This is a genomic window from Streptomyces sp. NPDC059142 (assembly GCF_042755665.1).
In the GTDB taxonomy this organism is placed as follows: domain Bacteria; phylum Actinomycetota; class Actinomycetes; order Streptomycetales; family Streptomycetaceae; genus Streptomyces.
The window spans coordinates 12,871-39,615 of record NZ_JBHZDA010000065.1; the positions used below are offsets into that span (position 1 = coordinate 12,871).

General features: G+C 73.0%; 24 protein-coding genes, 1 tRNA gene and 1 pseudogene. 16 read left to right on the forward strand and 10 right to left on the reverse strand.

The genetic code is table 11. From position 1 onward, the window contains the following. Positions 1-26: 26 nt before the first annotated feature. The 3 genes from ACFXPK_RS22375 to ACFXPK_RS22385 form a co-directional block, all read right to left on the reverse strand. The gene (locus tag ACFXPK_RS22375) at positions 27-1,547 is read right to left on the reverse strand and encodes a PP2C family protein-serine/threonine phosphatase (RefSeq protein ID WP_385005800.1); all 1,521 of its coding nucleotides are present in this window, start codon (positions 1,545-1,547) and stop codon (positions 27-29) included. A 141-nt stretch (positions 1,548-1,688) separates the two neighbouring features. Next, a complete protein-coding gene (locus ACFXPK_RS22380) occupies positions 1,689-2,207 on the reverse strand; it encodes an FHA domain-containing protein (protein WP_329828253.1) in 519 nt (172 codons plus the stop codon). 10 nt (positions 2,208-2,217) lie between these two features. Beyond that, positions 2,218-3,075 (reverse strand): FhaA domain-containing protein, encoded by an 858-nt coding sequence (locus ACFXPK_RS22385; RefSeq protein ID WP_385005802.1) that lies wholly within the window; start codon positions 3,073-3,075, stop codon positions 2,218-2,220. Positions 3,076-3,401: 326 nt separating this feature from the next. Here ACFXPK_RS22385 and ACFXPK_RS22390 point away from each other — a divergent pair. The 4 genes from ACFXPK_RS22390 to ACFXPK_RS22405 all read left to right on the forward strand — a co-directional run bounded on the left by ACFXPK_RS22390 (position 3,402) and on the right by ACFXPK_RS22405 (position 6,598). Continuing rightward, a tRNA-Leu gene (locus ACFXPK_RS22390) sits at positions 3,402-3,485 on the forward strand. Positions 3,486-3,778: 293 nt separating this feature from the next. After that, positions 3,779-5,230, forward strand: a complete 1,452-nt coding sequence (locus ACFXPK_RS22395; protein WP_385077967.1) for a DUF2252 domain-containing protein — start codon at positions 3,779-3,781, stop codon at positions 5,228-5,230. Between the two features lie 69 nt (positions 5,231-5,299). After that, positions 5,300-6,163 carry a J domain-containing protein gene (locus ACFXPK_RS22400; RefSeq protein WP_385077970.1) on the forward strand — a complete coding sequence of 288 codons (864 nt, stop codon included), beginning with the start codon at positions 5,300-5,302 and terminating at the stop codon, positions 6,161-6,163. 90 nt (positions 6,164-6,253) lie between these two features. Then, positions 6,254-6,598, forward strand: a complete 345-nt coding sequence (locus tag ACFXPK_RS22405) for a rhodanese-like domain-containing protein (RefSeq protein ID WP_385000619.1) — start codon at positions 6,254-6,256, stop codon at positions 6,596-6,598. A 100-nt stretch (positions 6,599-6,698) separates the two neighbouring features. Here ACFXPK_RS22405 and ACFXPK_RS22410 read toward each other — a convergent pair whose 3' ends face one another. Genes ACFXPK_RS22410 through paaA form a run of 5 tightly spaced genes read right to left on the reverse strand, consistent with a single transcriptional unit; the run spans position 6,699 to position 10,298 of the window. Then, on the reverse strand, positions 6,699-7,760 hold the full coding sequence (locus ACFXPK_RS22410; protein WP_385077973.1) for a 2Fe-2S iron-sulfur cluster-binding protein: 1,062 nt from the start codon (positions 7,758-7,760) through the stop codon (positions 6,699-6,701). Next, positions 7,761-8,288, reverse strand: a complete 528-nt coding sequence (paaD, locus tag ACFXPK_RS22415) for a 1,2-phenylacetyl-CoA epoxidase subunit PaaD (RefSeq protein WP_385077976.1) — start codon at positions 8,286-8,288, stop codon at positions 7,761-7,763. Beyond that, positions 8,282-8,998 (reverse strand): 1,2-phenylacetyl-CoA epoxidase subunit PaaC, encoded by a 717-nt coding sequence (paaC, locus tag ACFXPK_RS22420; RefSeq protein ID WP_385000662.1) that lies wholly within the window; start codon positions 8,996-8,998, stop codon positions 8,282-8,284. Before paaC ends, paaD begins: the two co-directional genes overlap by 7 nt. Before the next feature lie 53 nt (positions 8,999-9,051). Continuing rightward, entirely contained in the window at positions 9,052-9,342 is a 291-nt protein-coding gene (gene paaB, locus ACFXPK_RS22425; RefSeq protein WP_385077978.1) for a 1,2-phenylacetyl-CoA epoxidase subunit PaaB, read from the reverse strand. Further along, on the reverse strand, positions 9,339-10,298 hold the full coding sequence (gene paaA / locus ACFXPK_RS22430) for a 1,2-phenylacetyl-CoA epoxidase subunit PaaA (RefSeq protein ID WP_385000631.1): 960 nt from the start codon (positions 10,296-10,298) through the stop codon (positions 9,339-9,341). Before paaA ends, paaB begins: the two co-directional genes overlap by 4 nt. A gap of 162 nt (positions 10,299-10,460) precedes the next feature. On the opposite strand from paaA, the gene ACFXPK_RS22435 reads away from it, so the two are divergent. The 3 genes from ACFXPK_RS22435 (at position 10,461) to ACFXPK_RS22445 (ending at position 13,294) form a co-directional block, all read left to right on the forward strand. Next, positions 10,461-11,168 carry a DUF5819 family protein gene (locus ACFXPK_RS22435; RefSeq protein WP_385077981.1) on the forward strand — a complete coding sequence of 236 codons (708 nt, stop codon included), beginning with the start codon at positions 10,461-10,463 and terminating at the stop codon, positions 11,166-11,168. Positions 11,169-11,329: 161 nt separating this feature from the next. Further along, positions 11,330-12,625, forward strand: a complete 1,296-nt coding sequence (locus ACFXPK_RS22440; RefSeq protein WP_385077998.1) for an HTTM domain-containing protein — start codon at positions 11,330-11,332, stop codon at positions 12,623-12,625. Beyond that, positions 12,626-13,294 (forward strand): TrmH family RNA methyltransferase, encoded by a 669-nt coding sequence (locus tag ACFXPK_RS22445; RefSeq protein WP_385000637.1) that lies wholly within the window; start codon positions 12,626-12,628, stop codon positions 13,292-13,294. A gap of 97 nt (positions 13,295-13,391) precedes the next feature. On the opposite strand, the gene paaN is transcribed toward ACFXPK_RS22445, so the two are convergent. After that, a complete protein-coding gene (paaN, locus tag ACFXPK_RS22450) occupies positions 13,392-15,098 on the reverse strand; it encodes a phenylacetic acid degradation protein PaaN (protein ID WP_385078001.1) in 1,707 nt (568 codons plus the stop codon). A gap of 231 nt (positions 15,099-15,329) precedes the next feature. On the opposite strand from paaN, the gene ACFXPK_RS22455 reads away from it, so the two are divergent. Then, entirely contained in the window at positions 15,330-16,853 is a 1,524-nt protein-coding gene (locus tag ACFXPK_RS22455) for a 3-hydroxyacyl-CoA dehydrogenase (protein WP_385077984.1), read from the forward strand. Further along, a complete protein-coding gene (locus ACFXPK_RS22460; protein WP_385000643.1) occupies positions 16,850-17,440 on the forward strand; it encodes a TetR/AcrR family transcriptional regulator in 591 nt (196 codons plus the stop codon). The genes ACFXPK_RS22455 and ACFXPK_RS22460 overlap by 4 nt, the downstream gene beginning before the upstream one ends. Before the next feature lie 73 nt (positions 17,441-17,513). Here the strand turns inward: ACFXPK_RS22460 and ACFXPK_RS22465 are convergent, their stop codons facing one another. After that, entirely contained in the window at positions 17,514-18,014 is a 501-nt protein-coding gene (locus ACFXPK_RS22465) for an Lrp/AsnC family transcriptional regulator (RefSeq protein WP_385077986.1), read from the reverse strand. 189 nt (positions 18,015-18,203) lie between these two features. Here ACFXPK_RS22465 and pdhA point away from each other — a divergent pair, with 189 nt between their 5' ends. From pdhA to ACFXPK_RS22500, 7 genes and pseudogenes are all read left to right on the forward strand, one after another. Then, complete coding sequence (gene pdhA / locus ACFXPK_RS22470; RefSeq protein WP_385077990.1) at positions 18,204-19,379, forward strand: pyruvate dehydrogenase (acetyl-transferring) E1 component subunit alpha; 1,176 nt, start codon at positions 18,204-18,206, stop codon at positions 19,377-19,379. Beyond that, positions 19,376-20,419, forward strand: coding sequence for an alpha-ketoacid dehydrogenase subunit beta (locus ACFXPK_RS22475; protein WP_385000652.1), 1,044 nt, complete (start codon positions 19,376-19,378; stop codon positions 20,417-20,419). The genes pdhA and ACFXPK_RS22475 overlap by 4 nt, the downstream gene beginning before the upstream one ends. After that, positions 20,419-21,915 (forward strand): dihydrolipoamide acetyltransferase family protein, encoded by a 1,497-nt coding sequence (locus ACFXPK_RS22480; RefSeq protein WP_385077993.1) that lies wholly within the window; start codon positions 20,419-20,421, stop codon positions 21,913-21,915. Before ACFXPK_RS22475 ends, ACFXPK_RS22480 begins: the two co-directional genes overlap by 1 nt. Before the next feature lie 69 nt (positions 21,916-21,984). Next, positions 21,985-22,695, forward strand: a pseudogene (locus ACFXPK_RS22485) (NTP transferase domain-containing protein); the annotation flags it as partial. Between the two features lie 297 nt (positions 22,696-22,992). Beyond that, positions 22,993-24,573 carry a molybdopterin molybdotransferase MoeA gene (locus ACFXPK_RS22490; RefSeq protein ID WP_385078003.1) on the forward strand — a complete coding sequence of 527 codons (1,581 nt, stop codon included), beginning with the start codon at positions 22,993-22,995 and terminating at the stop codon, positions 24,571-24,573. A gap of 20 nt (positions 24,574-24,593) precedes the next feature. Next, on the forward strand, positions 24,594-25,649 hold the full coding sequence (locus ACFXPK_RS22495; protein ID WP_385007721.1) for a potassium channel family protein: 1,056 nt from the start codon (positions 24,594-24,596) through the stop codon (positions 25,647-25,649). A gap of 58 nt (positions 25,650-25,707) precedes the next feature. Beyond that, positions 25,708-26,688, forward strand: coding sequence for an NAD(P)H-quinone oxidoreductase (locus ACFXPK_RS22500; RefSeq protein WP_385077995.1), 981 nt, complete (start codon positions 25,708-25,710; stop codon positions 26,686-26,688). Positions 26,689-26,745 lie beyond the last annotated feature (57 nt).

Consider the following 26,745-nt stretch of genomic DNA (forward strand, 5'->3'; position numbering starts at 1 on the left):
GGTGGTGAAGGGCCCCCTACGGCCGGCTACTGCTGCTTACCGCAGTTCGAGGCCACTTTCTGCTCCTCATCGGAGAGGGTGGGGCCTGGAGTGGGAGTCGCGGCTTTCGGGTTGACGGTGGGCTTGTTCGCGGACGTGCCGGTCGTACCGCCGGCCTGTCCCTCGCCCGTGGCCACATTGGCCTCTGCATCGGCTTTGTCGGCCGTCCGGCGCTGCTCCTCCTTCTTGCACGCCGAGGCCTGGGTGGCGAGTTCCTCGATCTTCTGCCGGCCGCCGGTGAGGCTGCCTTCGGCGATCGTGTCCTCGACCTGCTTGCGCTGGTACGGAGGGAGGTACTTGAGTTCGATCTCGGGGTGGTCCTTCTCGACCTTCGAGAGCGAGAGCCAGGCGAGGTCCTGGCTGATGCCCCGGTAGAGGGCGACGTGCTGGTCGCTGGCGCCGACGTAGTACTGGGTCTGGGTCCAGCGGTAGCCGCCGTACAGACCGCCGCCGACGACGGCCAGCGCGAGCACGGAGTAGAGCGATCTCTTGAGCCACCGGCGGCGCGGGCGCTCCTTGACGTAGTCGTCGGAGCCGTCGTACCCGCCGAAGCCGTCCCCGGGGGTCGCCCCGCCGTACCCGTAGTCGGTGTCCTCGCCGCTGCCGGGCGGGCCGAAGCCGCCCGCGCCCTGCGGGGGTACGGAGCGGCCGAGACCGGCGGCGCGGCCGGCCGGGGTCTGCATCGCCGCGGCGTTCTCCGCGGAGTTCAGCGGGAGCTGGTTCTCCGCGACGGCGCCGACGACGACCGGGGTGTCGCTGAGCATGCCCGCCATGGTGTCGGTGGACTCGACGTCCAGGACGTCGGCGACGATGCAGGTGATGTTGTCGGGTCCGCCGCCGCGCAGGGCGAGCTGGATGAGGGCCTGGATGGTCTCAGGAGGGCCCTGGTAGCTGGCGAGGGTCTCTTCCATCGTCTGGTGCGAGACGACGCCGGAGAGGCCGTCGGAGCAGATCAGGTACCGGTCGCCGGCGCGGACCTCACGGATGGAGAGATCCGGTTCGACGTGGTCGCCGCTGCCCAGCGCGCGCATCAGCAGGGAGCGCTGCGGGTGGGTGGTGGCCTCTTCCTCGGTGATCCGGCCCTCGTCGACCAGCCGCTGCACCCAGGTGTGGTCCTGGGTGATCTGGGTCAGTACGCCGTCGCGCAGGAGGTACGCGCGGGAGTCGCCGACATGGACGAGGCCGAGCCGCTGGCCGGTCCAGAGGAGGGCGGTGAGCGTGGTGCCCATGCCCTCCAGTTGCGGGTCCTCCTCGACCATCACGCGGAGCTGGTCGTTGGCGCGCTGCACCGCCGTACCGAGCGAGGTGAGCAGGTCGGAGCCCGGGACGTCGTCGTCGAGCTGCACGAGTGTGGAGATCACCTCGGACGAGGCGACCTCGCCGGCCGCCTGGCCGCCCATGCCGTCGGCGATGGCCAGCAGCCGGGGGCCGGCGTAACCGGAGTCCTCGTTCCCCTCGCGGATCATTCCTTTGTGCGACCCGGCGGCGAAACGCAGAGTCAGACTCATGCGCACCTCACCCGTCGGCTCGCCGGTCGACTGTCGCGCCAGCCGGTCTCGAGCCACACTGCCCACCCTCCGGTCGGGAGCCTGCTGCGGTCCGCTGTGGGGACCGTCGTGGCTCGCTCGCTCCGCTCGCTCATTGTCGTACTACTTCCGCAGCTCGATGACGGTCTTTCCGATGCGGATCGGAGCGCCCAGTGCGATCGGCTGCGGGGTCGTGAGCCGGGTCCGGTCGAGATACGTGCCGTTGGTGGACCCGAGGTCCTCGACGATCCATTGACCGTCACGGTCCGGGTAGATCCTGGCATGCCTGCTGGACGCGTAGTCGTCGTCCAGCACGATGGTCGAATCGTGGGCACGGCCCAGCGTGATCGTCTGTCCCTGGAGGGCGACCGTGGTGCCGGTGAGGCTGCCTTCGGAGACGACCAGCTTGGTCGGTGCTCCCCTGCGCTGCCTGCCTCCCTGCTGTTGCTGCTGGCGCTGCTGGGGCGGCGCCGCGGACTGGCGGGCCTGCTGCGGACGGGCGTCGGCGTTGCGGCGTGAGCCGCGCTGCGTGACGCGTGTTCCGAACAGGTCGCTGCGGATGACCTGTACGGCCACGATCACGAACAGCCACAGAACGGCCAGAAAACCTAGCCGCATGACCGTCAGGGTCAGCTCTGACATTGCCCCCGCTTCACCCTTCGGCTTGCCTGAAAACGATGGTGGTATTGCCCACGACGATCCGCGAGCCGTCGCGGAGCGTAGCGCGGGTGGTGTGCTGTCCGTCCACCACGATGCCGTTGGTCGACCCGAGGTCCTGGATCGTGGAGGGCGTTCCGGCCCGGATCTCGCAGTGCCTGCGCGAGACTCCCGGGTCGTCGATCCGTACGTCGGCGTCGGTGCTGCGGCCCATGACGAGGGTGCCGCGGGAGATCTGGTGGCGGGTGCCGTTGATCTCGATCCAGCGGCGCGTCTGGCCCTGCGGCATCGCTCCGGGGCCGGGGCCCGCGGGCCGCCCGCCGTGGCCGCCGGGGCTTCCGGACGGCGAGGACGAGGGCATGGGGGGCACGGCGGAGGGCGGGTAGCCGTATCCGCCGGGGGCGCCCCTGGGAGGCGAGGAGGGGGCCGAGGGGCCGGGGTGGCCGGCCGCGCCGCGGTCGGGGCCGTCCTGTGACGTACTCGACGCCAGGGTCCGGCTGCGCACCCGGTAGAGACCTGTGTCGAGGTCCTCGGCCTTCTCCAGGTGGACCTTGATCGGCCCCATGAACGTGTACCGCTGCTGCTTCGCGTAGTCGCGGACCAGCCCGGACAGTTCGTCGCCGAGCTGGCCGGAGTACGGGCTGAGCCGCTCGAAGTCGGGCGTGCTCAGCTCCACGATGAAGTCGTTGGGCACGACGGTCCGCTCGCGGTTCCAGATCGTCGCGTTGTTGTCGCACTCGCGCTGGAGGGCGCCCGCGATCTCGACAGGCTGGACCTCGGACTTGAACACCTTCGCGAAGGTGCCATTGACCAAACCTTCGAGACGCTGTTCGAAACGCTTCATGACTCCCATGGGGCACCTCCTCGGTGGTTGTCGTCCTGGTACTGCTTACTGATCGTATCCACGCGTCGGGAAATCGGCTGGTTCCCCTTGTCTGCCCCGTCGATGAGTGTCACCTCTCACACGGATCGTAGAGGCGGCCCGACGCCAGTGTCCCGCACCCGGGGTCCACTCAGGAGGAGTGGGTGGCGGGCGTGGTCCGTTCCCTGTTCCGGGGTCGGATCGTCCGAACGAACGGATGTGATTCCACCCCCCGCGGCGTGCTAATCTTCTCGATGTCGCCAGGAGCGCACACCAGCGGAACACCAGCAGGTGAAGCACCGAACGACACACCCAATGCGCGGGTGGCGGAATAGGCAGACGCGCTGGATTCAGGTTCCAGTGCCCGAAAGGGCGTGGGGGTTCAACTCCCCCCTCGCGCACAGCGGGTAGTCAGTGACTACCCACAGCGGATTGGTCGAACCCCCGCTCCGGAGATCTTCCGGAGCGGGGGTTCTTCTGTGTGTCCGGCCACAGTGCTCCACCGGCGGGGCCCGGCCGGACGGACGCTGTGACGCAGGTTACGTCCGGGAGCGTCGTCGGCGGACCGTCGGGCGGGCGGTCCGGGGTTTTCCACAGGGGCGGGCGGCTGTCCGGATCCGGCGGTACGGTCGTGACCGGTCGATCCCGCACGGCGGGACACGGCGCACGACGAGCACGGGGGAGGCGGCACGTCATGGACGGTGTCGGGCAGGGGACGGAAGCCGCGGCGGTACGGATTCCGCCGGTGCCGGGGTTCGCGCCGCGCGCGGTCCCGGGGGAGGCGGACGGCGCGCGGACGCCCAAGCAGCGGGGGCGGGCGCTGCGCGAGCGGGTGCCCAGGTCCTCGCACGCCGCGTCGGCCCCGGTGGCGGGGCGGCCGGACGCCGTGCGGGCGGTGGAGGAGTCCAACCGCGGCCGGGTGGCGGGTCTGACGCCGATACGGGTGGGGCGGATGGCCGCGACCCCCTTCGCCTTTCTGCGGGGCTCCGCCGGGCTGATGGCCCATGACCTGACGGGCACGCCGGTCACCGGCGTCGGCGCCCAGCTCTGCGGCGACGCGCACGCGGCCAATTTCGGCCTGTACGGGGACGCGCGCGGCCGGCTCGTCATCGACCTCAACGACTTCGACGAGACCGTGGTCGGCCCCTGGGAGTGGGACGTCAAGCGGCTCGCCGCCTCCCTGGTGCTGGCCAGCCGCGAGGCGGGCGCGGACGAGGACCTCTGCCGGAGCGCGGCGTACGACGCGGTGGGGGCCTACCGGCGCACGATGCGGCTGCTGGCGAAGCTGCCGGTGCTCGACGCGTGGAACGCGATCGCCGACGAGGAACTGGTCTCCCACACGGACGCCCGCGACCTCGCCGGCACGCTGGAGCGCGTCTCGGAGAAGGCGCGCAACAACACGAGCGCGCGGTTCGCGGCCCGGTCGACCGAGGCGGTGGACGGCGCGGACGGGCAGGCGGCCGGGCGGCGCTTCGTCGACGCGCCGCCCGTGCTGCGCCGTGTGCCCGACGGGGAGGCGGCGGCCGTGGCCGCCTCGCTGGAGGCATATCTGGTCACCCTTCCGTCGGACCGGCTGCCCCTGCTCGCGCGGTACGCGATCCACGATGTGGCGTTCCGGGTCGTCGGCACCGGGAGCGTGGGGACCCGGTCGTACGTGGTGCTCCTCCTGGACCACCGGGGTGAGCCGCTGGTGCTCCAGGTGAAGGAGGCGCGGCCCTCCGCCCTGCTGCCCCATCTGCCAGCCGTCGGTTTCGAGCCGCCGGAGGTGGCGCACGAGGGGCGGCGCGTGGTCCTCGGCCAGAAGCGGATGCAGGTGGTCAGCGACAACCTGCTGGGCTGGACGACGGTCCTCGGCAGGCCCTACCAGGTCCGGCAGTTCAGGAACCGCAAGGGCAGCGTGGACCCGGCGGCGCTCCCCGCCGACCAGGTGGACGACTACGCGCGGATGACCGGCGCGCTGCTGGCCAGGGCCCACGCGCACAGCGTGGACCCGCGGCTGATCGCCGGGTACTGCGGGAAGAACGAGGAACTGGACGCGGCCGTGGCCGACTTCGCGGTCGCGTACGCGGACCGTACGGAGGCGGACCACTCGGAGCTGGTCGCGGCGGTGCGCGGCGGGCGGATCTCCGCCGAACTGGGGGTCTGAGCGGCCGGTAGGGGCTCTCGGGGGCCGGGGAGGGGCAGGGGCCGCCCGATCCGCCCGTAGGCTGGTCGGGTGATGCACGACGCCCCTGGGGAGCCGACGATCCGTAACGACGACGAGCAGGACGTACGAGACGTGCCGGACGCCACCGAAGCGTCCGACCAGCGGCCCGAGGCGCGCCTGGAGCGGGCCGTGCGCGCCGCCGAGCAGGCGCTGATCGAGTTCGAGATCGCCCTGGAGACGTTCCGGATCGAGGTCGACAACTTCTCCCGGCTGCACCATCAGCGGCTCGGCCCGATGTATGCCCGGCTCGACGAGCTGGACGCGCAGATCGCCGAGGCACGCGCCGCCCGCAGCGGCGATCCGGAGGACCTGCGCAAGGCGCGGGAGGCCCGGGCGATGGTGCAGCCCATGCCGGGTGTGGAGGAGCTGTTCCACGACTGGCTCGATTCGGACGGTCTGTCGCCCGAGGCGTCGGCGATGCTGACCGACCGGCCCGTACGTCCGCCCAAGCGGGTCCGGCCGAGCGACGAGGCCCGCAAGATCTACCGCGATCTGGTGCGCAAGTCGCATCCGGATCTCGCGCAGGACGACGGGGAGCGAGCGCGGCGTGAGGAATTTCTCACGCGGGTCAACTCCGCCTACGGGCGCGGGGACGAGGCGCTGCTGCTGGAGCTGGCCGCCGAGTGGGCGGCAGGACCCGCGCCGCGCCCGGCGGAGCTGAGCGAGAGCGAGGAGCTGTACGCGCGGCTGGAGTGGCTGTCGCAGCGCAAGGAGGCGCTGACGCTGGTCGCCCATGAGCTGGAGCAGGGCGCGATCGGCGCGATGCTCAGGATGGCGCCCGACGACCCGGACCGGCTGCTGGAGGAGATCGCGGAGCAGCTTCTCGCCGAGGTCTCCGGGCGTGAGGCGGAACTCGCCGGACTGGTGGAGTAGATTTCCCGGGCCCCGGTCCGGTCCTGGCGCCCGGCCCGGCGCCCCCCGATCCGGCCCCGGTGCCGGTCCCGTACGAGAGAAGGCAACCCCATGAACTTCGCCCCGCTGCCCTCGGTCGACGCCGCGGCGGTGCCGGCCGACGGCCTGGTGCTGGACGTCCGTGAGGCCGACGAGTGGGCGGCCGGTCATGTCGAGGGCGCGCTGCACGTCCCGATGAGCGACTTCGTGGCCCGCTTCGGCGAGGTCACGGAGGCGGTCGCCGACGGCCGCAAGGCGTTTGTGATGTGCCGGGTGGGCGGCCGTTCGGCGCAGGTCACCCAGTATCTGGTGCAGCAGGGGATCGACGCGGTGAACGTGGACGGCGGCATGCTCGCCTGGGACGGCGCCGGGCGTCCGATGGTCGCCGACGGCGGCGCGGCGGCGTTCGTCCTCTGACCCGCGCGACGGCCCGCGTGCCGGGGCCGCGATCCGCGCCCGGCGTGGCCCCGGGCGTGGCTCCGGTGGCAGGCGGGACGGACCCCGCGCGGGGTCCGGGTCAGCGGTCGAAGTCCAGCTCCACCTCCGCGGTCGCCGGATGGGACTGGCAGGCCAGTACGTACCCCGCGTCCGTCTCCTCCGGTTCGAGGGCGAAGTTGCGGTCCATGGAGACCTCTCCCTGGACCAGGAAGGCCCGGCAGGTGCCGCAGACGCCGCCCTTGCACGCGTAGGGGGCGTCCGCTCGGCCGCGCAGCACCGTTTCCAGCAGGGACTCGCCCTCCCGGACCGGCCAGGTGCCCGAACGGCCGGCCAGGGTCGCGGTCAGCGTGCTGTGCGCGGGCGCGCGGCTGCCCGCCGTGGCCGCCGGCACGGCGGGGGACGGTGCCTCGTCGACGTGGAAGATCTCCTGGTGGATACGGGAGCGCTCCACTCCGAGGCCGCGCAGCGCGCTCTCCGCGCCGGAGACCAGGCCGAGCGGGCCGCAGAGGAACCAGCCGTCGATGTCGGCCACCGGGAGCAGCGAGGGCAGCAGCCCGGCCAGCCGCTCGCGGTCGAGCCGGCCGGACGGCAGCCCCGACTGCCGCTCCTCCCGGGAGACGACCGTGACGAGCTGGAAGCGGTCGGGAAAGCGGTCCTTGAGGTCGGCGACCTCGTCCAGGAACATCGTGGACGCCACGGTGCGGTCGCTGCGCAGCAGACAGAACCGGGCCGTGGGTTCCCGTATCAGCAGGGTGGCCGCGATCGAGAGCACCGGGGTGATGCCGCTGCCCCCGACGACCGCCGCGAAGTACCCGGCGCGGGGCTCCAGGACGAAGCGGCCGGTCGGCTCCATGGCCTCGACCGTGTCGCCCACGGCGAGCTCCTTGAAGGCGTACGTCGAGAACTCCCCGCCCTCGACCAGCCGGATGCCCACCCGCAGCGCCGAGTCGGGGCCGGCGGGGGCGCAGATCGAGTACGTGCGTCTGATCTCCTCGCCGCTCCCGGTGCGGCGGCGCAGCGCGATGTGCTGGCCCGGGGTGTGCCGGAACGCCGCGCGCAGCTCGGGCGGTACGGCGAGGGTGACGGCGACCGCGTCGTCCGTGAGCGGTTCGACCTCGCTGACCCGGAGCGGATGGAACATCTACAACTCCTTGAAGTGGTCGAACGGTTCGCCGCAGGACGTGCAGCGGCGCAGCGCCTTGCAAGCGGTGGAGGAGAACCGGCTGAGCAGTTCGGTGTCGGTCGAGCCGCAGTGCGGGCAGCGCAGGGAGAGCGTCAGCGGCACGGGCCCGCCCGGGGTGGCGCCGGGGCGGGGCGGGGCTATGCCGGACTCGGCGAGTTTGCGGCGCCCCTCGGCGCTGATGTCATCCGTCGACCAGGCCGGGGAGAGGACCGTGACGACCGAGACCTCCGGCACCCCGTGGTCGTGCAGGACGCGCTCGATGTCCGAGGACATCGTCCCGATGGCCGGGCAGCCGGTGTAGGTGGGTGTCAGCTCCACGCGGACCCGGCCCGGACCCGCGACATGGAGGCCGCGCAGCACGCCCAGCTCGGCCAGGGTCAGCACCGGCAGCTCGGGGTCGGGGACGGAGCCCGCGAGGGCGCGCAGCTCCTCCTCCAGGGCCGTCGGGTCCGCCGGTGCCGCGCTCCTGCCGGGAGTCGTCACCATGACGCCCCCGGGTGGCTGCGGTGGAGGTGCTGCATCTCGGCGATCATCCGCCCGAAGGGTTCGGTGTGCAGCCCCTCGCGGCCCGCTCCCGCCGTCCAGGCACCGGACCGGGGGCCGTCCGGCACGGGCAGGGTCGCCCGGCGCAGCACGTCGGTGACGGACGCGAGCCAGCTCTCCTCCAGCGCCCGCCAGTCGACGCCGAGCGTGTCGAGCCCGTCGGCGGGGCGGAACATCTCGCCGGTGAACCGCCAGAGCGCCCGGCAGGCGCGCTCCATCCGCTCATGGCTCTGCGGCGTGCCGTCGCCGAGCCGCAGGGTCCAGTGCTCGGCGTGGTCCTGGTGGTAGGCGACCTCCTTGACCGCCTTGGCGGCCAGCGGGCGGAACTCGCTCTCCCCGGCGGCGAGCTGCCCGTACAGGAGGAGCTGGTAGGTGGAGAAGTAGAGCTGGCGGGCGATCGTGTGCGCGAAGTCGCCGTTCGGCTGCTCGACCAGGTGGAGGTTGCGGAAGGCGCGCTCCTCGCGCAGATAGGCCAGCTCGTCCTCGTCGCCGACGAGGGAGAGCAGGAACCGCGCCTGGCCCAGCAGGTCCAGCGCGATGTTGGCCAGCGCGACATCCTCTTCGAGGACGGGGGCGTGGCCCGCCCACTCCCCCAGCCGGTGCGAGAGCACCAGCGCGTCGTCGCCGAGCGCCAGGGCCGCCGCCCTGTTCACCGACCCGGGGGCCCGTTCGGGCGCCGGGGTGCCGGCCGTCGCCGGTACGCCGGTCACAGGTGCTTCACCCCCTCGGGGATCTCGTAGAAGGTCGGGTGCCGGTAGGGCTTGTCGGCGGAGGAGGCGAAGAACGGGTCCTTCTCGTCCGGGGAGGAGGCCGTGACCGCCGCGGACTCCACCACCCAGATCGAGACGCCCTCGCCGCGCCGGGTGTAGAGGTCCCGCGCGTTGCGCAGGGCCATCTCGGCGTCCGGGGCGTGCAGGCTGCCCGCGTGGGTGTGCGCGAGCCCGCGGCGGGAGCGCACGAAGACCTCCCACAGGGGCCAGTCGGCCGTACCGCTCATGCCGTCGCCTCCGTCCGTACCGCCCCGGGGCGGTGCTTCTCCGCGTACGCCGCCGCGGCCTCCCGTACCCACGCGCCCTCCTCGTGGGCCCTGCGGCGCTGGGTGATCCGCTCCTCGTTGCACGGTCCGTTGCCCTTCAGCACCTCGTGGAACTCCGTCCAGTCGATCGCCCCGAAGTCGTGCCGCCCCCGCTCCTCGTTCCACCGGAGGTCCGGGTCGGGGAGCGTCAGGCCCAGGGCCTCGGCCTGCGGGACGCAGATGTCGACGAAGCGCTGCCGCAGCTCGTCGTTGGAGTGCCGCTTGATCTTCCAGGCCATGGACCGCGCGGAGTGCGCGGACTCGTCGTCCGGCGGGCCGAACATCATCAGCGACGGCCACCACCAGCGGTCCACCGCGTCCTGCGCCATGGCGTGCTGCGCGGGTGTCCCGTTGCTCAGGGCCAGCAGCAGCTCGTACCCCTGGCGCTGGTGGAAGGACTCCTCCTTGCAGATCCTGACCATCGCGCGGGCGTAGGGACCGTAGGAGCAGCGGCACAGCGGGACCTGGTTCGTGATCGCCGCTCCGTCCACCAGCCAGCCGATCGCGCCGACGTCCGCCCAGGTCAGCGTCGGGTAGTTGAAGATCGACGAGTACTTCTGGCGGCCGCTGTGGAGCCTGTCCAGCAGCTCGTCACGGCCGGTGCCCAGCGTCTCGGCCGCGCTGTAGAGATACAGGCCGTGTCCCGCCTCGTCCTGGACCTTGGCCATCAGGATCGCCTTGCGGCGCAGCGAGGGCGCGCGGGTGATCCAGTTGGCCTCCGGCTGCATGCCGATGATTTCGGAGTGGGCGTGCTGGGCCATCTGGCGGACCAGCGACGCGCGGTACGCCTCGGGCATCCAGTCGCGTGGCTCGATGCGCTCGTCGGCGGCCACGGCCGCGTCGAACGCCGCCTCGAAGGACTCCGCCGTCCTTGTCATCGTCGCCTCCTCGGCTGTCCCCGCGGTCCCCGTGGACACTGCCGTCATCCGGACCCCCTACCGACCGATCGTTCGGTTCATGGACTTCAATGGTGAGTCGGCGGCCCGTAGGGTGTCAACCCTGTGGATAACTGACCGGAGTACGACGGGGATCGGGGCGGGATGGATTCGTACGACGACCAGGGCGGGAAAGCCGGTCCGCCACCCGGGGTCGGGATATCCGGCCTCTCCTTCCGCTACCAGGTGGTGGCCGCCGTCTCACTCGCGGTCATCGGGCTGCTGGCCTGCGGGCATGTCGCGATGGTGTTCCTCCACGTCGCGCCGTCCAACACGCTCACCAAGCAGTACGGCAAGGCCGTCGACGGCTGGGTCTACCCCGAGTTCGAGCAGAACTGGAAGCTCTTCGCCCCCAATCCGCTCCAGCAGAACATCGCCGTCGAGGTGCGCGCCGAAACCGAGGCCGGCGGTTCCGCGCGCAGGACCAGCGCGTGGATCGACCTCTCCGCCGAGGACGGCGCCGCGATCCAGGGCAATGTCCTGCCCAGCCATGTCGACCAGAACGAGCTGCGCAGGGGCTGGGACTTCTTCGTCGGATCGCATGATGATCAGAACCGCCCGAACGGGCTGCGCGGCCAGCTCTCCGAGAGCTACATCCGCCGGATCGTGATGCTGCGGCTGGCCGACCACGATCTGGGCGGGCCGGTGGTGCGCATCCAGGTCAGGTCGGCCACCACGGCGGTCTCCTCGCCGCCCTGGAGCACCGAGAAGATCAGCACGCGCCCGTCCTACCGGGTCTACCCCTGGTGGACGGTGGACGCCACCGACCTTCCCGGCGGCGTACGGAACGGCCGTGCGGAGGCGCACCGGTGAGCGAACAGCCCGAACAGCCCGAACAGCGTGATCCGGCCGAACAGCGCGACCAGGCCCAACAGCGTGACCAGGCCGAGCGGCCCGTACCGTCCGAGCGGCCCGCTCCGGCCGCTCGGGAGCGTCAGCACGTACCGCCGCCGGCCGGCCGGCCCGCCACGCCGGTGCAGGGCCCGCTCCCCGCTCCGCGGCACGCCCCGGCGCCCGCCGCGCCCGCGCGTACGGCGCGCCCCCTCGACCAGTGGGCGGCCGGCGCGCTCCACAAGGTCACCTCCGCGGCCCTCGGCCCCTACCAGAGCGCCGTCATACGGATCGGCTTCGCCGGTACCTGGCTGCTCTTCCTGCTCCGCGAGGTGCCCCACCGCCATGAGCTGTACGGCCCCGAGGGGCCCTGGAGCTGGGACATGGCCCAGCGGCTCATCGCGAAGAACAACGCCTTCTCCGCGCTGATGTGGTCGGACGGCGCGCTCTGGTTCGAGCTCGTCTTCGCCGTCGCCGTCCTCTCCAGCGCGCTGCTCGTGGTCGGCTGGCGCACCCGCACCATGTCCGTGCTCTTCATGTTCGGGGTGCTGTCGCTCCAGAACCGCAGCATCTTCATGGGGGACGGCGGCGACAACGTCATCCACCTCATGGCGATCTATCTGGTCCTGACGCGCTGCGGACAGGTCTGGTCGCTCGACGCCCGGCGCGCCGCGCGTACGGCGAAGACGGCGGGCGCGGCGGGCGACGCCGGTCCGGCCGTACGGGACCGGGTCGGCCCCGTCCTCTGGACCGTCACCGGCACGGTCCTCCTCATCGGCACCCTCACCGACCGGGTCCAGATCGAGAACTGGCTGCTGGCCCTCTTCTGGGGCGCCTGGGCCGCTCAGGGGCTCTGGTGGGCCGTGAACCGCCGCGCTCCCCTCGGCGAGCCGCGCGCCCTGCTGGACGTGCTGGCCAATCTGATCCACAACGCCGCGCTCGCCGTCATCATGGCCGAGGTCTGCCTCATCTACGCGACCGCCGGCTGGTACAAGATCCAGGGGTCGCGCTGGCAGGACGGCACCGCGCTGTACTACCCGCTCAAGCTGGACTACTTCGCGCCCTGGCCCGCGCTCTCCGACCTCTTCGCGTCCAGCTCGCTCATCGTGATGGCGCTGACGTACGGCACGGTCGTCGTGCAGGTCGCCTTCCCCTTCACGCTCTTCAACCGGCGCGTCAAGAACGTCCTGCTCGTCGCGATGATGCTGGAGCACGCGGGGATCGCCGTCCTGCTCGGGCTGCCGTTCTTCTCGCTCGCCATGATCGCCGCCGACGCCGTGTTCCTCCCGACGGTCTTCCTGCTCTGGCTCGGCGGCCGGGTCACCGGGGTGCGGGAGCGGCTGCGCGACCGGCTGCCGGGCCGCGTCCGCCCGCTCGCCGGGGAGGCGGTGCCCGGACAGCGGCAGGAGAGCCCCGAGCAGCCACGTACCCTCGTGTAGGTGATCAGCGAGACATCGGACGAGGGCCTGGAGCCGGTCCAGTACGACGAAGGCTACGGACCCCCGGTCGGTGTCGGACCGCATCCCGGGCCCTGGCCGCGGGGCGAGCGGTACGACCCGGAGCTGCTGGCGGCCGGGGACCGCCGCAACGTGTCCGACCAGTACCGGTACTGGACGCGCGAGGCGATCGTCGCCGACCTCGACACCCGGCGCCACGACTTCCATGTCGCGGTGGAGAACTGGAGCCACGACTTCAACATCGGCTCCGTGGTCCGCACCGCCAACGCCTTTCTCGCCAAGGAGATCCACATCGTCGGCCGGCGGCGCTGGAACCGGCGCGGCGCCATGGTCACCGACCGGTACCAGCATGTGCGCCACCACCCCGGCACGGAGGAGCTGACGGCCTGGGCGGCGGCCGAAGGGCTGCCGATCATCGGGATCGACAATCTGCCGGGCGCCGTCGCGCTGGAGCGCACCGAGCTGCCGCGCCGCTGCGTGCTCCTCTTCGGGCAGGAGGGCCCCGGTCTGACCGAGGAGGCCCGTGCACACGCCACGATGGTCTGCTCGATCGCCCAGTTCGGCTCGACGCGCTCCATCAACGCCGGAGCCGCGGCGGCCATCGCCATGCACGCCTGGATCCAGCGGTACGCGCGGATCCCGGCGCCTTGACGATCCCCGCTCCTTGACGGGCCCGGCGTCCTGACGGGCCCGGCGGACGGGGGCTCCCCCGAACCGGCCGGGCCCGGGCGCGGGCGCGGGTTCCCGCTCAGGACGGGCGGCGCACCTCCACCGTGCGGAAGCGGTTGGCCACGAAGGCCGCGTCGCACAGCGCCGCGTTCGCCGCCGGGTTGCCGCCCGAACCGTGGAAGTCCGAGAACGCCGCCGTCTGGTTCACGTACACCCCGCCCGTGAGGTTGAGCGAGAGCTGCGCGGACTCCTCCAGGCAGACCTCCTCGACCGCCCGCTCCGTCTCCGGGGACGACGTGTACGCGCCGACCGTCATCGCGCCCTGATGGCGCACCGTGCGCCGCAGCAGCTCCAGCGCGTCCTCCGTCGAGTCCACGGCGACCGCGAACGACACGGGACCGAAGCACTCGGTGAGGTACGGCACCTCCTCGCCGCCGTCCCACGCCCTCTCCCAGACCTTGCGGGCGCCGTCGGCCTTCACGATCGCGGGCGTACGGACCACCGCGTCGGGGAAGTCCGGGTGGGCGATCTCCCGCGAGGCGAGCGCCACGTCCCCGAGGCCGCCGGCCGCCTCCAGCCGGGCCTTCACCCCGGGGTTGACCAGCGCGCCCAGCAGGGCGTTGGCCCGGGTGTCGTCGCCCAGCAGCCCGGCCACCGAGGCCGCCAGATCGGCCACCACCTCGTCGTACGCCTTCTCGCCCGCGTCCGTCGTGATGCCGTCCCGGGGGATCAGCAGGTTCTGCGGCGTCGTGCACATCTGGCCGCTGTAGAGCGACAGCGAGAAGGCGAGGTTCGAGAGCATGCCCTTGTAGTCGTCCGTGGAGTCCACGAGGACCGTGTTGACGCCCGCCTTCTCCGTGTACACCTGCGCCTGGCGCGCATGGGTCTCCAGCCAGTCGCCGAAGGCGGTCGACCCCGTGTAGTCGATGATCCGGACCTCGGGGCGGACGGCCAGGGACTTGGCGATCCCCTCGCCGGGCCGCTCCACCGCCAGCGCCACCAGATTCGGGTCGAAGCCCGCCTCGGCCAGCACCTCGCGGGCCACCCGGACCGTCAGCGCGAGCGGCAGCACCGCCCGCGGATGCGGCTTGACCAGGACCGGGTTGCCGGTGGCCAGGGAGGCGAAGAGCCCCGGGTAGCCGTTCCACGTGGGGAAGGTGTTGCAGCCGATCAGCAGGGCGACCCCGCGCGGCACGGCGGTGAAGGTTTTCCGCAGCTCCAGCGGGTCGCGCTTGCCCTGCGGCTTGGACCACTCGGCCGAGGCGGGCGTCCGCGTCTGTTCCTGGTACGCGTACGCCACCGCCTCCAGACCGCGGTCCTGGGCGTGCGGGCCGCCCGCCTGGAACGCCATCGTGAACGCCTGGCCGCTCGTGTGCATCACCGCGTGCGCGAACTCGTGGGTCCGCGCGCTGATCCGCGCCAGGATCTCCAGACAGACCAGGGCGCGGGTCTCGGGGCCCGCCGCGCGCCACGCGCCCATGCCCGCGCGCAGGGCGGGCAGCAGGACGTCCGGGTCCGCGTGCGGGTACTCGATCTCCAGGGCCGGCCCGTAGGGCGAGACCTCGCCGCCGGTCCAGCCGTCCGTACCCGGCTGGTCCAGCTCGAAGCGGGTCCCGCGCAGCGCCTGGAAGGCGGCGAGCCCGTCGGCGGGCGCGCTCTCCCCGTACGCCTTGGGGTGCTCGGGGTGCGGGGACCAGTAGCCGCGGGACCCGATCGTCCCGAGGGCCCGGTCGAGTGTGGGCCGGTGCTTCTCGGCGAGCTGCTGGGGGCTGAGCTGGGCGGCCATCGTGGACCAACTCCTCATCGAGTTCATCGGATGTGCGAGGACGTGCGGGGGCGGGGATCCGGGGCGGAGAACAAAGGCAGGGACAGGGACCGGCCGACAGAGTTAGAGTAACCGAACGATCGGTCGGGACAAGGGGATCCGGGCGATCCTGTGGACAACCGACGACGAAGCGGCGGACAGCGGACGCCTCCCCGGCGCCGCCCGCCCCACCGATACGGGAGGATTGCGGCCATGACAGCAATCGAGCCGGGCCGCGTCGTCGCGGTCGCGGGCACCGGCACGATGGGTCAGGGGATAGCCCAGGTGGCGCTGGTCGCCGGCCACCCCGTACGGCTCTACGACGCCGTGCCGGGCCGCGCCGAGGAGGCCGCCGCCACCCTCACCGGGCGGCTGGACCGGCTGGTCGCCAAGGGCCGGCTCGACACGGCGGCCCGTGACGCCGCGGTGGCCCGGCTGCTCCCGGCGACGGACCTCGCCGAACTGGCCGACGCCGCGCTCGTGGTCGAGGCCGTCCTGGAGCGGTTCTCCGTCAAACAGGAGCTGTTCGCGGCGCTGGAGGACGTCGTCGCCGACGACTGTCTGCTCGCCACCAACACCTCCTCCCTCTCCGTCACGGCCGTCGCGGGCGCGCTGCGCCTGCCGGGCCGCCTCGTGGGGACGCACTTCTTCAACCCGGCGCCCCTGCTGCCCCTCGTGGAGGTCGTCAGCGGCTTCGCGAGCGCCCCTGACGCCGTGACGCGCGCGTACGAGACCGTACTGGCCTGGGGGAAGACCCCGGTGCGTTGCTCCGATACGCCGGGCTTCGTCGTCAACCGCGTGGCACGCCCCTTCTACGCGGAGGCGCTGCGGGTGTACGAGGAGGGGGCCGCCGACCCCGCCACCGTCGACGCGGTGCTCCGCGAGTGCGGCGGCTTCCGGATGGGCCCCTTCGAGCTGACCGATCTGATCGGCCAGGACGTCAACGAGGCCGTCACCCGCTCCGTGTGGGAGTCCTTCTTCCACGACCCGAAGTTCACCCCGTCGCTCGCCCAGCGCAGGCTGGTGGAATCGGGCCGTCTCGGCCGCAAGACGGGCCACGGCTGGTTCCCGTACGGCGAGGGCGCCGCCGCCCCCGTACCGCGCACCGAGGAGCCTCACGAGGCGCCGGACGAGGTCGGCCTGCACGCGGATCTGGGGCCCGCCGCCGTGCTGCGCGAGATGATCGAGGAAGCCGGCGTCAAGGTCACCCGCGACCGCACCCCGTACGCCTCCGGAGGCTTCCTCACCCTGCCGGGCGGTACGGCGCTGGGGCTCACCGACGGGTCCAGTGCCACCAGCGACACCTCCGGGCCGCGTATCCACTTCGACCTCGCGCTGGACTACCGCTCCTGCACGCGCGTCGCCCTCGCGCCCGGCGCCGACGCCGACCCCGGGGACCTGCGCGCGGCCATCGGCCTCTTCCAGCGGCTCGGCAAGCGGGTCAGCGTCGTCGACGACGTCCCCGGCATGATCGTCGGCCGTACCGTGGCCCTGCTGATCGACCTCGCCTGCGACGCCGCCGCCCGCGGGGTGGCGAGCGCGCGGGACATCGACACCGCCATGGAACTCGGCGTGAACTACCCTGGCGGACCCGGCGAGTGGTGCGACCGGCTCACGGCGTGGTGGGTCCGGTCCTTCCTGCGGGCCCTGGACTGCACGTATCCCGGCGGCCGTTACGCCCCGTCCACGGCGCTGAGCCGCCGCGCCGACACCGAAGCGAAGCAGGGGCGTTCATGACCACCGCCAAGCGTGACACCTACACACCCGAGACGCTGCTGGCCGTGGCCGTCCGCGTCTTCAACGAACGCGGCTACGACGGCACCTCCATGGAGCATCTCTCCAAGGCGGCCGGGATCTCGAAGTCCTCCATATACCACCATGTCGTCGGCAAGGAGGAGCTGCTGCGCCGGGCCGTCAGCCGCGCCCTCGACGGCCTCTTCTCCATCCTGGAGGAGGACGGCGCGACGACGGGCCGGGCCGTCGCCCGGGTCGAGTACGTCACCCGGCGCACGGTCGAGGTGCTGATGGCCGAGCTGCCCTATGTGACGCTGCTGCTGCGGGTCAGGGGCAACACCCAGACCGAACGCTGGGCGATGGAGCGGCGCAGGGAGTTCGACCAGCGCGTCGCCGGTCTCCTGAAGGCGGCGGCGGCCGAGGGCGACCTGCGGGCCGACCTGGACACCAAGCTGGCCACGCGGCTGCTCTTCGGCATGGTCAACTCGCTGGTCGAGTGGTACCGGCCGCACGCGGCCGGCGGCTACGACCGCGACCAGGTCGCGGACGCCGTCGTACGGCTGGCCTTCGGCGGGCTGCGCACCTCCTGACGGCCGGTCGCGCGCCCTCCGGCGGTCGCGGCGCGTGTCCGTGGGGCACGGCGCGCCCGCCGGGAGCCGCGCCTCAGAGGGGCGGCATGCTGCCAGGACCCAGGTCCGTCTCCTCGAACACCAGCAGCGTGCGGGTCGAGAGCACCTCAGGGATCGACTGGAGCCGGGTCAGGACCAGTTCGCGCAGGGACCTGTTGTCCGGGGCGTGCACCAGCAGCAGGACGTCGAAATCGCCGCTGACCAGCGCGATATGGGTGGCGCCCGGCAGCTCCTGGAGCTGCTCGCGCACCGTGCGCCAGGAGTTCTGGACAATCTTCAGCGTGATGTACGCGGAAGCCCCCTGCCCGGCCCGTTCATGGTCGACCCTGGCGCTGAAACCGCGGATCACCCGGTCGTCGATCAGCCGGTTGATCCGCGCGTACGCGTTGGCCCGGGAGACATGGACACGTTCGGCGACCGACCGTATCGAGGCGCGGCCGTCCGTCTGGAGAATGCGCAGGATGTCCCGGTCGATGGCGTCCAGCGGACGCGGCGGCTGCTCCTGCGCGGGGGCCCGTTCCGTGCCGTCGGCCATTTGTTCAGCTCTCCTGTCTCCCGGACTCCCCGCCATGGACGGCCTGCGTCCATCCCAGGCTGTGGAGAACCGTTTGTCCACAGGCTGGAGGCGTGTGTAGCCAAAATGGCCCGTCGACCGAACAATCGGTAGGGAGGCGGCGCCGCGATCCGGTGCTCCGCCCGTTCGCCCCGACGAGGAGGTGCACGCGTGAAGAAGAGCAGCACGCCGGTCCAGGAACTGCCCGCCGCCGCGGCCCGTCCACCCGCCCCGCCCCCCGCCTGGCAGCCGCGGACCGACCCCGCACCGCTGCTCCCCGACCCCGAGCCGTACCGCGTACTGGGAACGGACGCCGCCGCCGGGCCCGACCCCGCGCTGCTGCTGCGGCTCTACGCCGAGCTGGTCCGAGGCCGCCGGTTCAACACGCAGGCCACGGCGCTGACCAGGCAGGGCAGGCTCGCCGTCTATCCGTCGAGCACCGGCCAGGAGGCGTGCCAGGTCGCCGCCGCGCTCGCCCTGAGCGAGCAGGACTGGCTCTTCCCCAGCTACCGCGACACGCTCGCCGCCGTGGCGCGCGGACTCGACCCCGTCCAGGCGCTGACGCTGCTGCGCGGCGACTGGCACACCGGGTACGACCCGCACGAGCACCGGATCGCCCCGCTCTCCACCCCGCTCGCCACCCAGCTTCCGCACGCGGTGGGGCTGGCGCACGCGGCCCGGCTCCGGGGCGACGACGTCGTCGCGCTCGCCCTGGTCGGCGACGGCGGCACCAGCGAGGGCGACTTCCACGAGGCGCTGAACTTCGCCGCCGTGTGGCGCGCCCCGGTCGTCTTCCTCGTCCAGAACAACGGCTTCGCGATCTCCGTACCGCTCGCCAAGCAGTCCGCCGCGCCCTCCCTGGCCCACAAGGCCGTCGGGTACGGCATGCCGGGCCGCCTGGTCGACGGGAACGACGCGGTCGCGGTGCACCGGGTGCTCACCGAGGCGCTGGCGCGCGCCCGGCACGGCGGGGGACCCACGCTGGTCGAGGCCGTGACGTACCGCATCGACGCCCATACGAACGCCGACGACGCGACGCGCTACCGCGAGGGCGACGAGGTGGAGGCCTGGCGCGCGCACGACCCGGTGCGGCTGCTGGAGCACGAGCTGAGGGAGCGTGGGGTGCTCGACGACGACGGCGTCAGGGAGGCCGCCGACTCCGCGGAGGCGATGGCCGCGCGGCTGCGCGAGCGGATGAACGCGGATCCGGTGCTCGACCCCATGGACCTGTTCGCGCATGTCTTCGCGGAGCGGACGTCACAGCTCCGGGAGCAGGAGGACCAGCTCAGGGCCGAGCTGGCCGCTTCCGCCGAGCCGTCCGCCGAAGGGGCGGGTGATCCGCGATGACCGGCACAGGCACCGGCACCGGAGCAGTGGCGGAGAAGGCGGCTGTCGCGGCGAAGCCCGCCACGATGGCGCTGGCGCTCCAGCGCGGGCTGCGGGACGCGATGGCCGAGGACCCGACGGTCCATGTCCTCGGGGAGGACGTGGGCACGCTCGGCGGGGTCTTCCGGATCACCGACGGGCTCGCGGCGGAGTTCGGGGACGAGCGCTGCACGGACACCCCGCTCGCCGAGGCGGGCATCCTGGGCACGGCCGTCGGTATGGCGATGTACGGGCTGCGGCCGGTCGTGGAGATGCAGTTCGACGCCTTCGCCTATCCGTCGTTCGAACAGCTCATCAGCCATGTGTCGCGGATGCGCAACCGGACGCGCGGCGCCATGCCGCTGCCGATCACGGTGCGGGTGCCGTACGGCGGCGGGATCGGCGGGGTCGAGCACCACAGCGACTCCTCCGAGGCGTACTACATGGCGACCCCCGGCCTCCATGTCGTCACCCCCGCGACGGTCGAGGACGCGTACGGACTGCTGCGGGCCGCCATCGCCTCCGACGACCCGGTGGTCTTCCTGGAGCCGAAGCGGCTCTACTGGTCGAAGTCCGCGTGGTCGCCGGAGACGCCGGCCGAGGTCGGGCCGATCGGGCGCGCGGTCGTCCGGCGCCGGGGCTCCAGTGCCACGCTGCTCACGTACGGCCCCTCGCTTCCCGTCTGTCTCGAAGCGGCGGAGGCGGCCCGCGCCGAGGGCTGGGACCTGGAGGTCGTGGATCTGCGCTCGCTGGTCCCCTTCGACGACGAGACGGTGGCGGAATCCGTACGCCGCACGGGCCGGGCGGTCGTCGTCCACGAGTCCACCGGGTTCGGCGGGCCGGGCGGCGAGATCGCCGCGCGGGTCACCGAGCGCTGCTTCCACCACCTGGAGGCGCCGGTGCTGCGGGTGGCCGGATTCGACATTCCCTATCCGCCGCCCATGCTGGAGAGGCACCATCTTCCGGGAGTGGACCGGGTGCTGGACGCGGTCGCGCGGCTCCAGTGGGAGACGGAGAGCTGATGGCGCAGGTGCTGGAATTCAAACTGCCTGACCTCGGTGAAGGGCTGACCGAGGCGGAGATCGTCCACTGGCTGGTGTCCGTGGGGGACGTCGTCGCCGTCGATCAGCCGGTCGTCGAGGTCGAGACGGCCAAGGCGATGGTCGAGGTGCCCTGCCCGTACGGGGGCGTGGTGACGGCCCGCTACGGCGAGGAGGGCACGGAGCTGCCGGTCGGGGCGCCGCTGCTGACCGTCGCGGTGGGCGCGTCGGCCCCGCCTTCGCCCGAGGCCCCGGTTCCGGGCTCCGGTCCTGCTTCCGACCCGGCTCAGGCTCCGGCGGCCGGGTCCGCGCCGACTCCCTCTCCCTCTCCCTCTCCGTCCCCGTCGTCCTCCGGGGCCTCGTCCTCCGCGTCCCCGGCCGAGGCCGGCGGTTCGGGCAATGTGCTTGTCGGGTACGGCACGGGCGCGCCGGTGGCCCGCAGGCGCCGGGTCCGGCCGCCCGGGGACGGGCTCCGTACGGCGCCTCCCGCCGGCCTTGCCGGTCCTTCCGGTCCTGCCGGTTCCGCCGCGAACGGGACGGCGGGTCCCGTGGCGGTCGTCTCGCCGCTGGTGCGAAGGCTCGCCCGCGAGCACGACCTCGATCTGCGGACGCTCTCGGGCTCGGGCCGGGACGGCCTGATCCTGCGGTGCGACGTCGAGCAGGCGATACGGGAAGGCGTCGCCGCGTCCACGGCGGCCCCGGACGCCCCGCCCCACCGCGCACCGGCCCCGGCAGCCGCGCCGTCCACGGCGGCGCGGCCCGCGCCGGAGGTCTCCCCGCTGCCGCCCGGCGCCACCAGGGTGCCGCTGCGGGGCGTACGGGGGGCGGTCGCGGACAAGCTGGTCCGCAGCCGCCGCGAGATCCCGGACGCCACCTGCTGGGTCGACGCGGACGCCACGGAGCTGCTGGCCGCCCGTACGGCGATGAACGCGGCGGGCGGACCAAAGATCTCGCTGATCGCGCTCTTCGCCCGGATCTGCACGGCGGCCCTGGCCCGGCACCCCGAGCTGAACGCCACGGTGGACACGGCGGCCCGGGAGATCGTGCGGCTGCCCGAGGTGCATCTCGGTTTCGCCGCGCAGACCGACCGCGGGCTGGTCGTCCCCGTCGTACGGGACGCGCACACCCGCTCCGCGGAGTCGCTGAGCGCCGAGTTCGCCCGGCTCACGGAGGCGGGCCGTACCGGCACCCTGACGCCGAGGGACCTGACCGGATCCACCTTCACCCTCAACAACTACGGGGTGTTCGGGGTCGACGGCTCCACCCCGATCCTCAACCACCCCGAGGCGGCGATGCTCGGCATCGGACGGATCGTGCCCAAACCCTGGGTCCACCAGGGGGAGCTGGCGGTCCGTCAGGTCGTCCAGCTCTCGCTCACCTTCGACCACCGGGTCTGCGACGGCGGCACGGCGGGCGGCTTCCTGCGCCGGGTCGCGGACTGCGTCGAGCAACCGGCGGTGCTGCTGCGCACGCTGTGACGGGGCCGGGTCCGAAGAACGCGTGACCGCGCGTACTCCCGGGCGGCGGCCACGGCACATAATGCAGCCATGACCGCGTATGACGCCATCGTGCTCGCCGGAGGCGCCGCCAGACGGCTCGGCGGGGCCGACAAGCCCGGCCTGCGGGTCGGCGGCCGGGCGCTGCTCGACCGGGTGCTCGCCGCCTGCGACGGGGCCGCCGAGACGGTGGTCGTGGGCGGCCGGCGGCCGACGGCCCGCCCGGTGCGCTGGGCGCGCGAGGAGCCGCCGGGCGGCGGGCCCCTTGCCGCGCTCGACGCCGGGGTGCGCTCCGTGGCGACCGGTACGGAGACCGTGCTCGTCCTCTCCGCCGACCTGCCGTTCCTCTCCCGGCCGACGGTGCGCCGCCTGGTCGGGACGCTCACCGGGAGCGGTGCGGAGGCGGCGCTGCTCACCGACGCCGACGGCCGGGACCAGCCGCTGGTCGCGGCGTACCGGGCCGAGCCGCTGCGCCGTGAGATCGCCCTGCTCGCCACCGAGTACGGCAGCCTCGCCGGGCTGCCCTTGCGGCTGCTCACGCAGGAACTCGAACTCGCCCGGGTCGACGCGGGGCCCCTCGCCTCCTTCGACTGTGACACCTGGGAGGACATCTCCACGGCACGGGCCCGGATCAGGGAGCATGGGACCGTGCTGGACGAATGGATCACCGCAGTCAAGGACGAACTCGGCATCGAGCTGGACGTCGACACCACCGCCCTTCTCGATCTCGCCCGCGATGCCGCGCACGGCGTCGCCCGGCCCGCCGCTCCGCTGACGACCTTCCTGGTCGGGTACGCGGCGGCGCGCGCCGGGGGCCGCGCCGCCCCCCGCCCCGCCCCGCGCGGCCAGCGGGGGGGGGGGGCGGGGGGGGGCGGCGCCCGCCCCCCCCCCCGGGCCCGAAGCCGTCGCGGAGGCCGCCCGCAAGGCCGGGACGCTGGCCCTGCGCTGGGCCGCCGAGGCGGAGGCGGAGGCGGCGACGGAGACCGGGACGAAGGCCACCGGGGGCGCCACCGGCGACACCACCGGGGGCGCCACGGGGTCCAAGGGGGCCGACGCAGAATGACCGCCCATGACCGCGAGGTCGACCGGGCCGACGGCAGCGACGGGACCGACGGCACGGAAGGGGCCGGTGGGCTCGACGAGGCCCGCGGCACCGAGGCGATCGACAGGACCGACAGGACCGACAGGACCGACGGCACCGAGGCGATCGACGGGATCGACGACGTGCTGGCCCTCGTCGGCCGGGGCGCGGCGGGGCCGGGCGGCAGCCACCGCCACGGCGGTAGCCACGCCCATGCCACCGGCGGCGGCCACACCCACGCCACGGGCGGCGGCTCCGCCGACGGCCGGGGCGCCGGGGCGTCCGGCCCGGATCCCGCCGCGTCCCGTCGGCACCGCGCCACGGCGTGGTCCGACGCCCGTGCGCTCGCGGCCCGCTCCGGGCGCCCGGCAGGGGATACGGCGCCGTCCGCGCGGGCCCGCCGGACCCCCCTGGACCAGGCCCTGGGCCTGGCGCTCGCCGAGCCGCTGGCCGCACTGACCGACCTGCCGTCCTTCGACACCTCCGCCATGGACGGCTGGGCGGTCGCCGGGCCGGGGCCCTGGTCCGTACAGAAGGACACCACCGGCGACAGCGGCGACGGCGCCGGTCTGCTCGCCGGGCACGCCACGGCCGCGCCCCTCCCCGACGGTTCGGCGGTACGGATCGCCACCGGCGCCCGTGTGCCGCCCGAGGCGACCGCCGTGATCCGCAGCGAGCACGCCCGTACCGACACCGCCGGACATCTGCACGCCCAGCGCCCGGTGACCCAGGGCCAGGACATCCGCCCGCGCGGCCAGGAGTGCCGCTCCGGCGAGCAGCTACTGCCCGCCGGCTATGTGATCACCCCCGCCGTGCTCGGGCTCGCCGCGGCGGCCGGATACGACGAGCTGCCCACCGTCCCGCGCCCACGCGTCGAGGTGCTGGTCCTCGGCGACGAACTGCTCGCCGAGGGGCTCCCCCACGACGGACTGATCCGCGACGCCCTCGGCCCGCTGATCGCACCCTGGCTGCGCGCCCTCGGCGCGGAGGTCGTCGCCACCCGCCGCCTCGGCGACGACGCCGAGGCGCTGCACCGCGCCGTCTCCGCGTCCACGGCGGACCTCGTCATCACCACGGGCGGCACGGCGGCGGGACCGGTCGACCATGTCCACACCGTGCTGCGGCGGACGGGCGCCGAACTGCTGGTGGACGGGGTCGCCGTACGCCCCGGCCATCCCATGGTGCTGGCCCGGCGGGCGCCCGGCCGGCTCTTCATCGGGCTGCCCGGCAATCCGCTCGCGGCGGTCTCCGGGCTGCTGACGCTCGCCGAGCCGGTGCTCTGCGGGCTGGCGGGGCGGGCTCCCCGGACCCCGTACCACGTACCGGTACGGGACGCGGTGCACGGGCATCCCTCCGACACCCGGCTGGTCCCCTTCGTCCACCGGGACGAAGGGCTCGTACCGTTGCGATTCAACGGTCCGGCCATGCTGCGCGGCATCGCCGCCGCGGACGGGCTCGCGGTGGTGAAGCCCGGTGGCGCGCGGCCGGGCGACGATCTGGAAGTGCTCGACCTGCCGTGGAACGCCATGGCATCGGTCGACGGAGGGTGTTTCACGTGAAACTTCCCGGCCAGGATGCGATGGCCAGGCGCGCGGACGAGCATCTGGTCGCCGCACGGGTGAAGCTGCCGCGCCGCACTGCCGTACGGCCGCTCCGGCAGGTCAGCCGACGGCTGCTGATGGCGCTCTTCGTCCTCGCGCTGACGGTCTTCCTCGTCTACATCGACAGGGAGGGCTACCACGACAACGCGGACGAGTCCGTCGACTTCCTCGACTCCGTCTACTACGCCACCGTCACGCTCTCCACGACGGGGTACGGCGATATCGTCCCGTACAGCGACAGCGCGCGGCTGGTGAACGTCCTGCTCGTGACCCCGCTGCGGGTCTGCTTTCTCATCATCCTGGTCGGAACCACTCTTGAGGTCCTCACGGAGCGCACCCGGGAGGAGTGGCGGCTGAACCGCTGGAGGTCCAACTTGCGCGACCACACCGTCATCGTCGGCTACGGCACCAAGGGACGCTCCGCGATACAGACCCTCCGCGCCACCGGGCTGAAGAAGGAACAGATCGTCATCGTCGACCCGTCGAACAAGGTGATCGAGGCGGCCAACGCCGAGGGGTTCGTGGGGGTCGTCGGCGATGCCACCCGCAGCGACGTACTGCTGCGGGCCGAACTCCAGCGCGCCCGCCAGATCGTCATCGCCACCCAGCGCGACGACACGGCGGTCCTGGTGGCCCTGACGGCGCGGCAGCTCAACCGGGGCGCGAAGATCGTCGCCGCGGTCCGCGAGGAGGAGAACGCGCCGCTGCTGCGGCAGTCCGGCGCGGACGCCGTGATCACCAGCGCGAGCGCGGCGGGCCGGCTGCTCGGCCTCTCGGTGCTCAGCCCCAGCGCCGGCACGGTGATGGAGGATCTGATCCAGCAGGGCAGCGGACTCGACCTCATCGAACGCCCGGTGATAAAGGCCGAGGTGGGGCGGAGCGTACGGGAGACGGACGACCTGGTGGTGAGCGTGCTGCGCGGGCACCGGCTGCTCGGTTACGACGACCCGGCCGCGAGCCCGCTCCAGCTCACCGACCGGCTGATCACCATTGTCCGGGCCACGAGCCCCGCGGAGTCCGATCTCGCCAACTGAAGCGGTGTCCGGGGCGACCTGGCCTCCGGGCCGGGTGCTCAGGAGTAGCCTCGCGGCCATGCATGCGATCACGATTCCGGAACCCGGCGGCCCCGACGCGCTCGTATGGGCCGAGGTGCCCGATCCAGTAGCCGGTGACGGCGAGGTGCTGGTCGAGGTGGTGGCGAGCGCCGTGAACCGCGCCGATCTGTTGCAGCGTCAGGGCTTCTACGATCCCCCGCCGGGCGCCTCCCCGTACCCGGGTCTGGAGTGCGCGGGCCGGATCGTCGCGCTGGGGCCCGGTGTCGCCGGATGGGCCGTCGGCGACGAGGTGTGCGCGCTGCTGGCCGGCGGCGGCTACGCCGAGCGGGTCGCCGTACCGGCGGGGCAGCTCCTGCCCGTACCGGCGGGGCTGGAGCTGACCGCCGCCGCGGCGCTGCCGGAGGTCACCGCCACGGTCTGGTCCAACGTCTTCATGGTGTCGCACCTGCGGCCCGGCGAGACCGTCCTGGTGCACGGCGGCGCCAGCGGGATCGGCACGATGGCGATCCAGCTCGCCAAGGCCGTGGGCGCGCGGGTCGCGGTCACGGCGGGCGGCCCCGACAAGCTGGCGCGCTGCGCCGAGCTGGGCGCCGACATCCTGATCGACTACCGCGAGCAGGACTTCGTGGAGGAGATCCGCACGGCCACGGACGGCGCCGGGGCCGATGTCATCCTCGACATCGTCGGCGCCAAGTACCTGGAGCGGAACGTGAAGGCGCTGGCCGTGAACGGCCGGCTCGCGGTGATCGGGCTCCAGGGCGGGACGAAGGGCGAACTCAATCTGGGCGCCCTGCTGAGCAAGCGCGCCGCCATCACCGCGACCTCGCTGCGCGCCCGCCCGCTGGCCGAGAAGGCGTCCATCGTCGCGGCGGTTCGGGAACATGTCTGGCCGCTGATCGCGGACGGGCGGGTCCGGCCGATCGTCGACCAGACACTGCCGATGGAGCGGGCCGCCGACGCGCACCGGGCGCTGGAGAGCGGCACCAAAAACGGCAAGGTGCTGCTCCTCGCCTCCTGATCCGCCGAGGAGCCGGAACGAACAGGGGCGTGGTCCGGTCCGTACGCCGTACGGACC

Bases quoted from the DNA above. Each gene is read 5' to 3' on its own strand.
- ACFXPK_RS22375 (WP_385005800.1), bottom strand. From the start codon at position 1,547: ATGAGTCTGACTCTGCGTTTCGCCGCCGGGTCGCACAAAGGAATGATC.
- ACFXPK_RS22380 (WP_329828253.1), bottom strand. From the start codon at position 2,207: ATGTCAGAGCTGACCCTGACGGTCATGCGGCTAGGTTTTCTGGCCGTT.
- ACFXPK_RS22385 (WP_385005802.1), bottom strand. From the start codon at position 3,075: ATGGGAGTCATGAAGCGTTTCGAACAGCGTCTCGAAGGTTTGGTCAAT.
- ACFXPK_RS22395 (WP_385077967.1), top strand. From the start codon at position 3,779: ATGGACGGTGTCGGGCAGGGGACGGAAGCCGCGGCGGTACGGATTCCG.
- ACFXPK_RS22405 (WP_385000619.1), top strand. From the start codon at position 6,254: ATGAACTTCGCCCCGCTGCCCTCGGTCGACGCCGCGGCGGTGCCGGCC.
- ACFXPK_RS22410 (WP_385077973.1), bottom strand. From the start codon at position 7,760: ATGTTCCATCCGCTCCGGGTCAGCGAGGTCGAACCGCTCACGGACGAC.
- paaD (WP_385077976.1), bottom strand. From the start codon at position 8,288: ATGGTGACGACTCCCGGCAGGAGCGCGGCACCGGCGGACCCGACGGCC.
- paaB (WP_385077978.1), bottom strand. From the start codon at position 9,342: ATGAGCGGTACGGCCGACTGGCCCCTGTGGGAGGTCTTCGTGCGCTCC.
- paaA (WP_385000631.1), bottom strand. From the start codon at position 10,298: ATGACAAGGACGGCGGAGTCCTTCGAGGCGGCGTTCGACGCGGCCGTG.
- ACFXPK_RS22435 (WP_385077981.1), top strand. From the start codon at position 10,461: ATGGATTCGTACGACGACCAGGGCGGGAAAGCCGGTCCGCCACCCGGG.
- paaN (WP_385078001.1), bottom strand. From the start codon at position 15,098: ATGGCCGCCCAGCTCAGCCCCCAGCAGCTCGCCGAGAAGCACCGGCCC.
- ACFXPK_RS22455 (WP_385077984.1), top strand. From the start codon at position 15,330: ATGACAGCAATCGAGCCGGGCCGCGTCGTCGCGGTCGCGGGCACCGGC.
- ACFXPK_RS22460 (WP_385000643.1), top strand. From the start codon at position 16,850: ATGACCACCGCCAAGCGTGACACCTACACACCCGAGACGCTGCTGGCC.
- ACFXPK_RS22465 (WP_385077986.1), bottom strand. From the start codon at position 18,014: ATGGCCGACGGCACGGAACGGGCCCCCGCGCAGGAGCAGCCGCCGCGT.
- ACFXPK_RS22475 (WP_385000652.1), top strand. From the start codon at position 19,376: ATGACCGGCACAGGCACCGGCACCGGAGCAGTGGCGGAGAAGGCGGCT.
- ACFXPK_RS22480 (WP_385077993.1), top strand. From the start codon at position 20,419: ATGGCGCAGGTGCTGGAATTCAAACTGCCTGACCTCGGTGAAGGGCTG.
- ACFXPK_RS22490 (WP_385078003.1), top strand. From the start codon at position 22,993: ATGACCGCCCATGACCGCGAGGTCGACCGGGCCGACGGCAGCGACGGG.
- ACFXPK_RS22495 (WP_385007721.1), top strand. From the start codon at position 24,594: ATGGCCAGGCGCGCGGACGAGCATCTGGTCGCCGCACGGGTGAAGCTG.
- ACFXPK_RS22500 (WP_385077995.1), top strand. From the start codon at position 25,708: ATGCATGCGATCACGATTCCGGAACCCGGCGGCCCCGACGCGCTCGTA.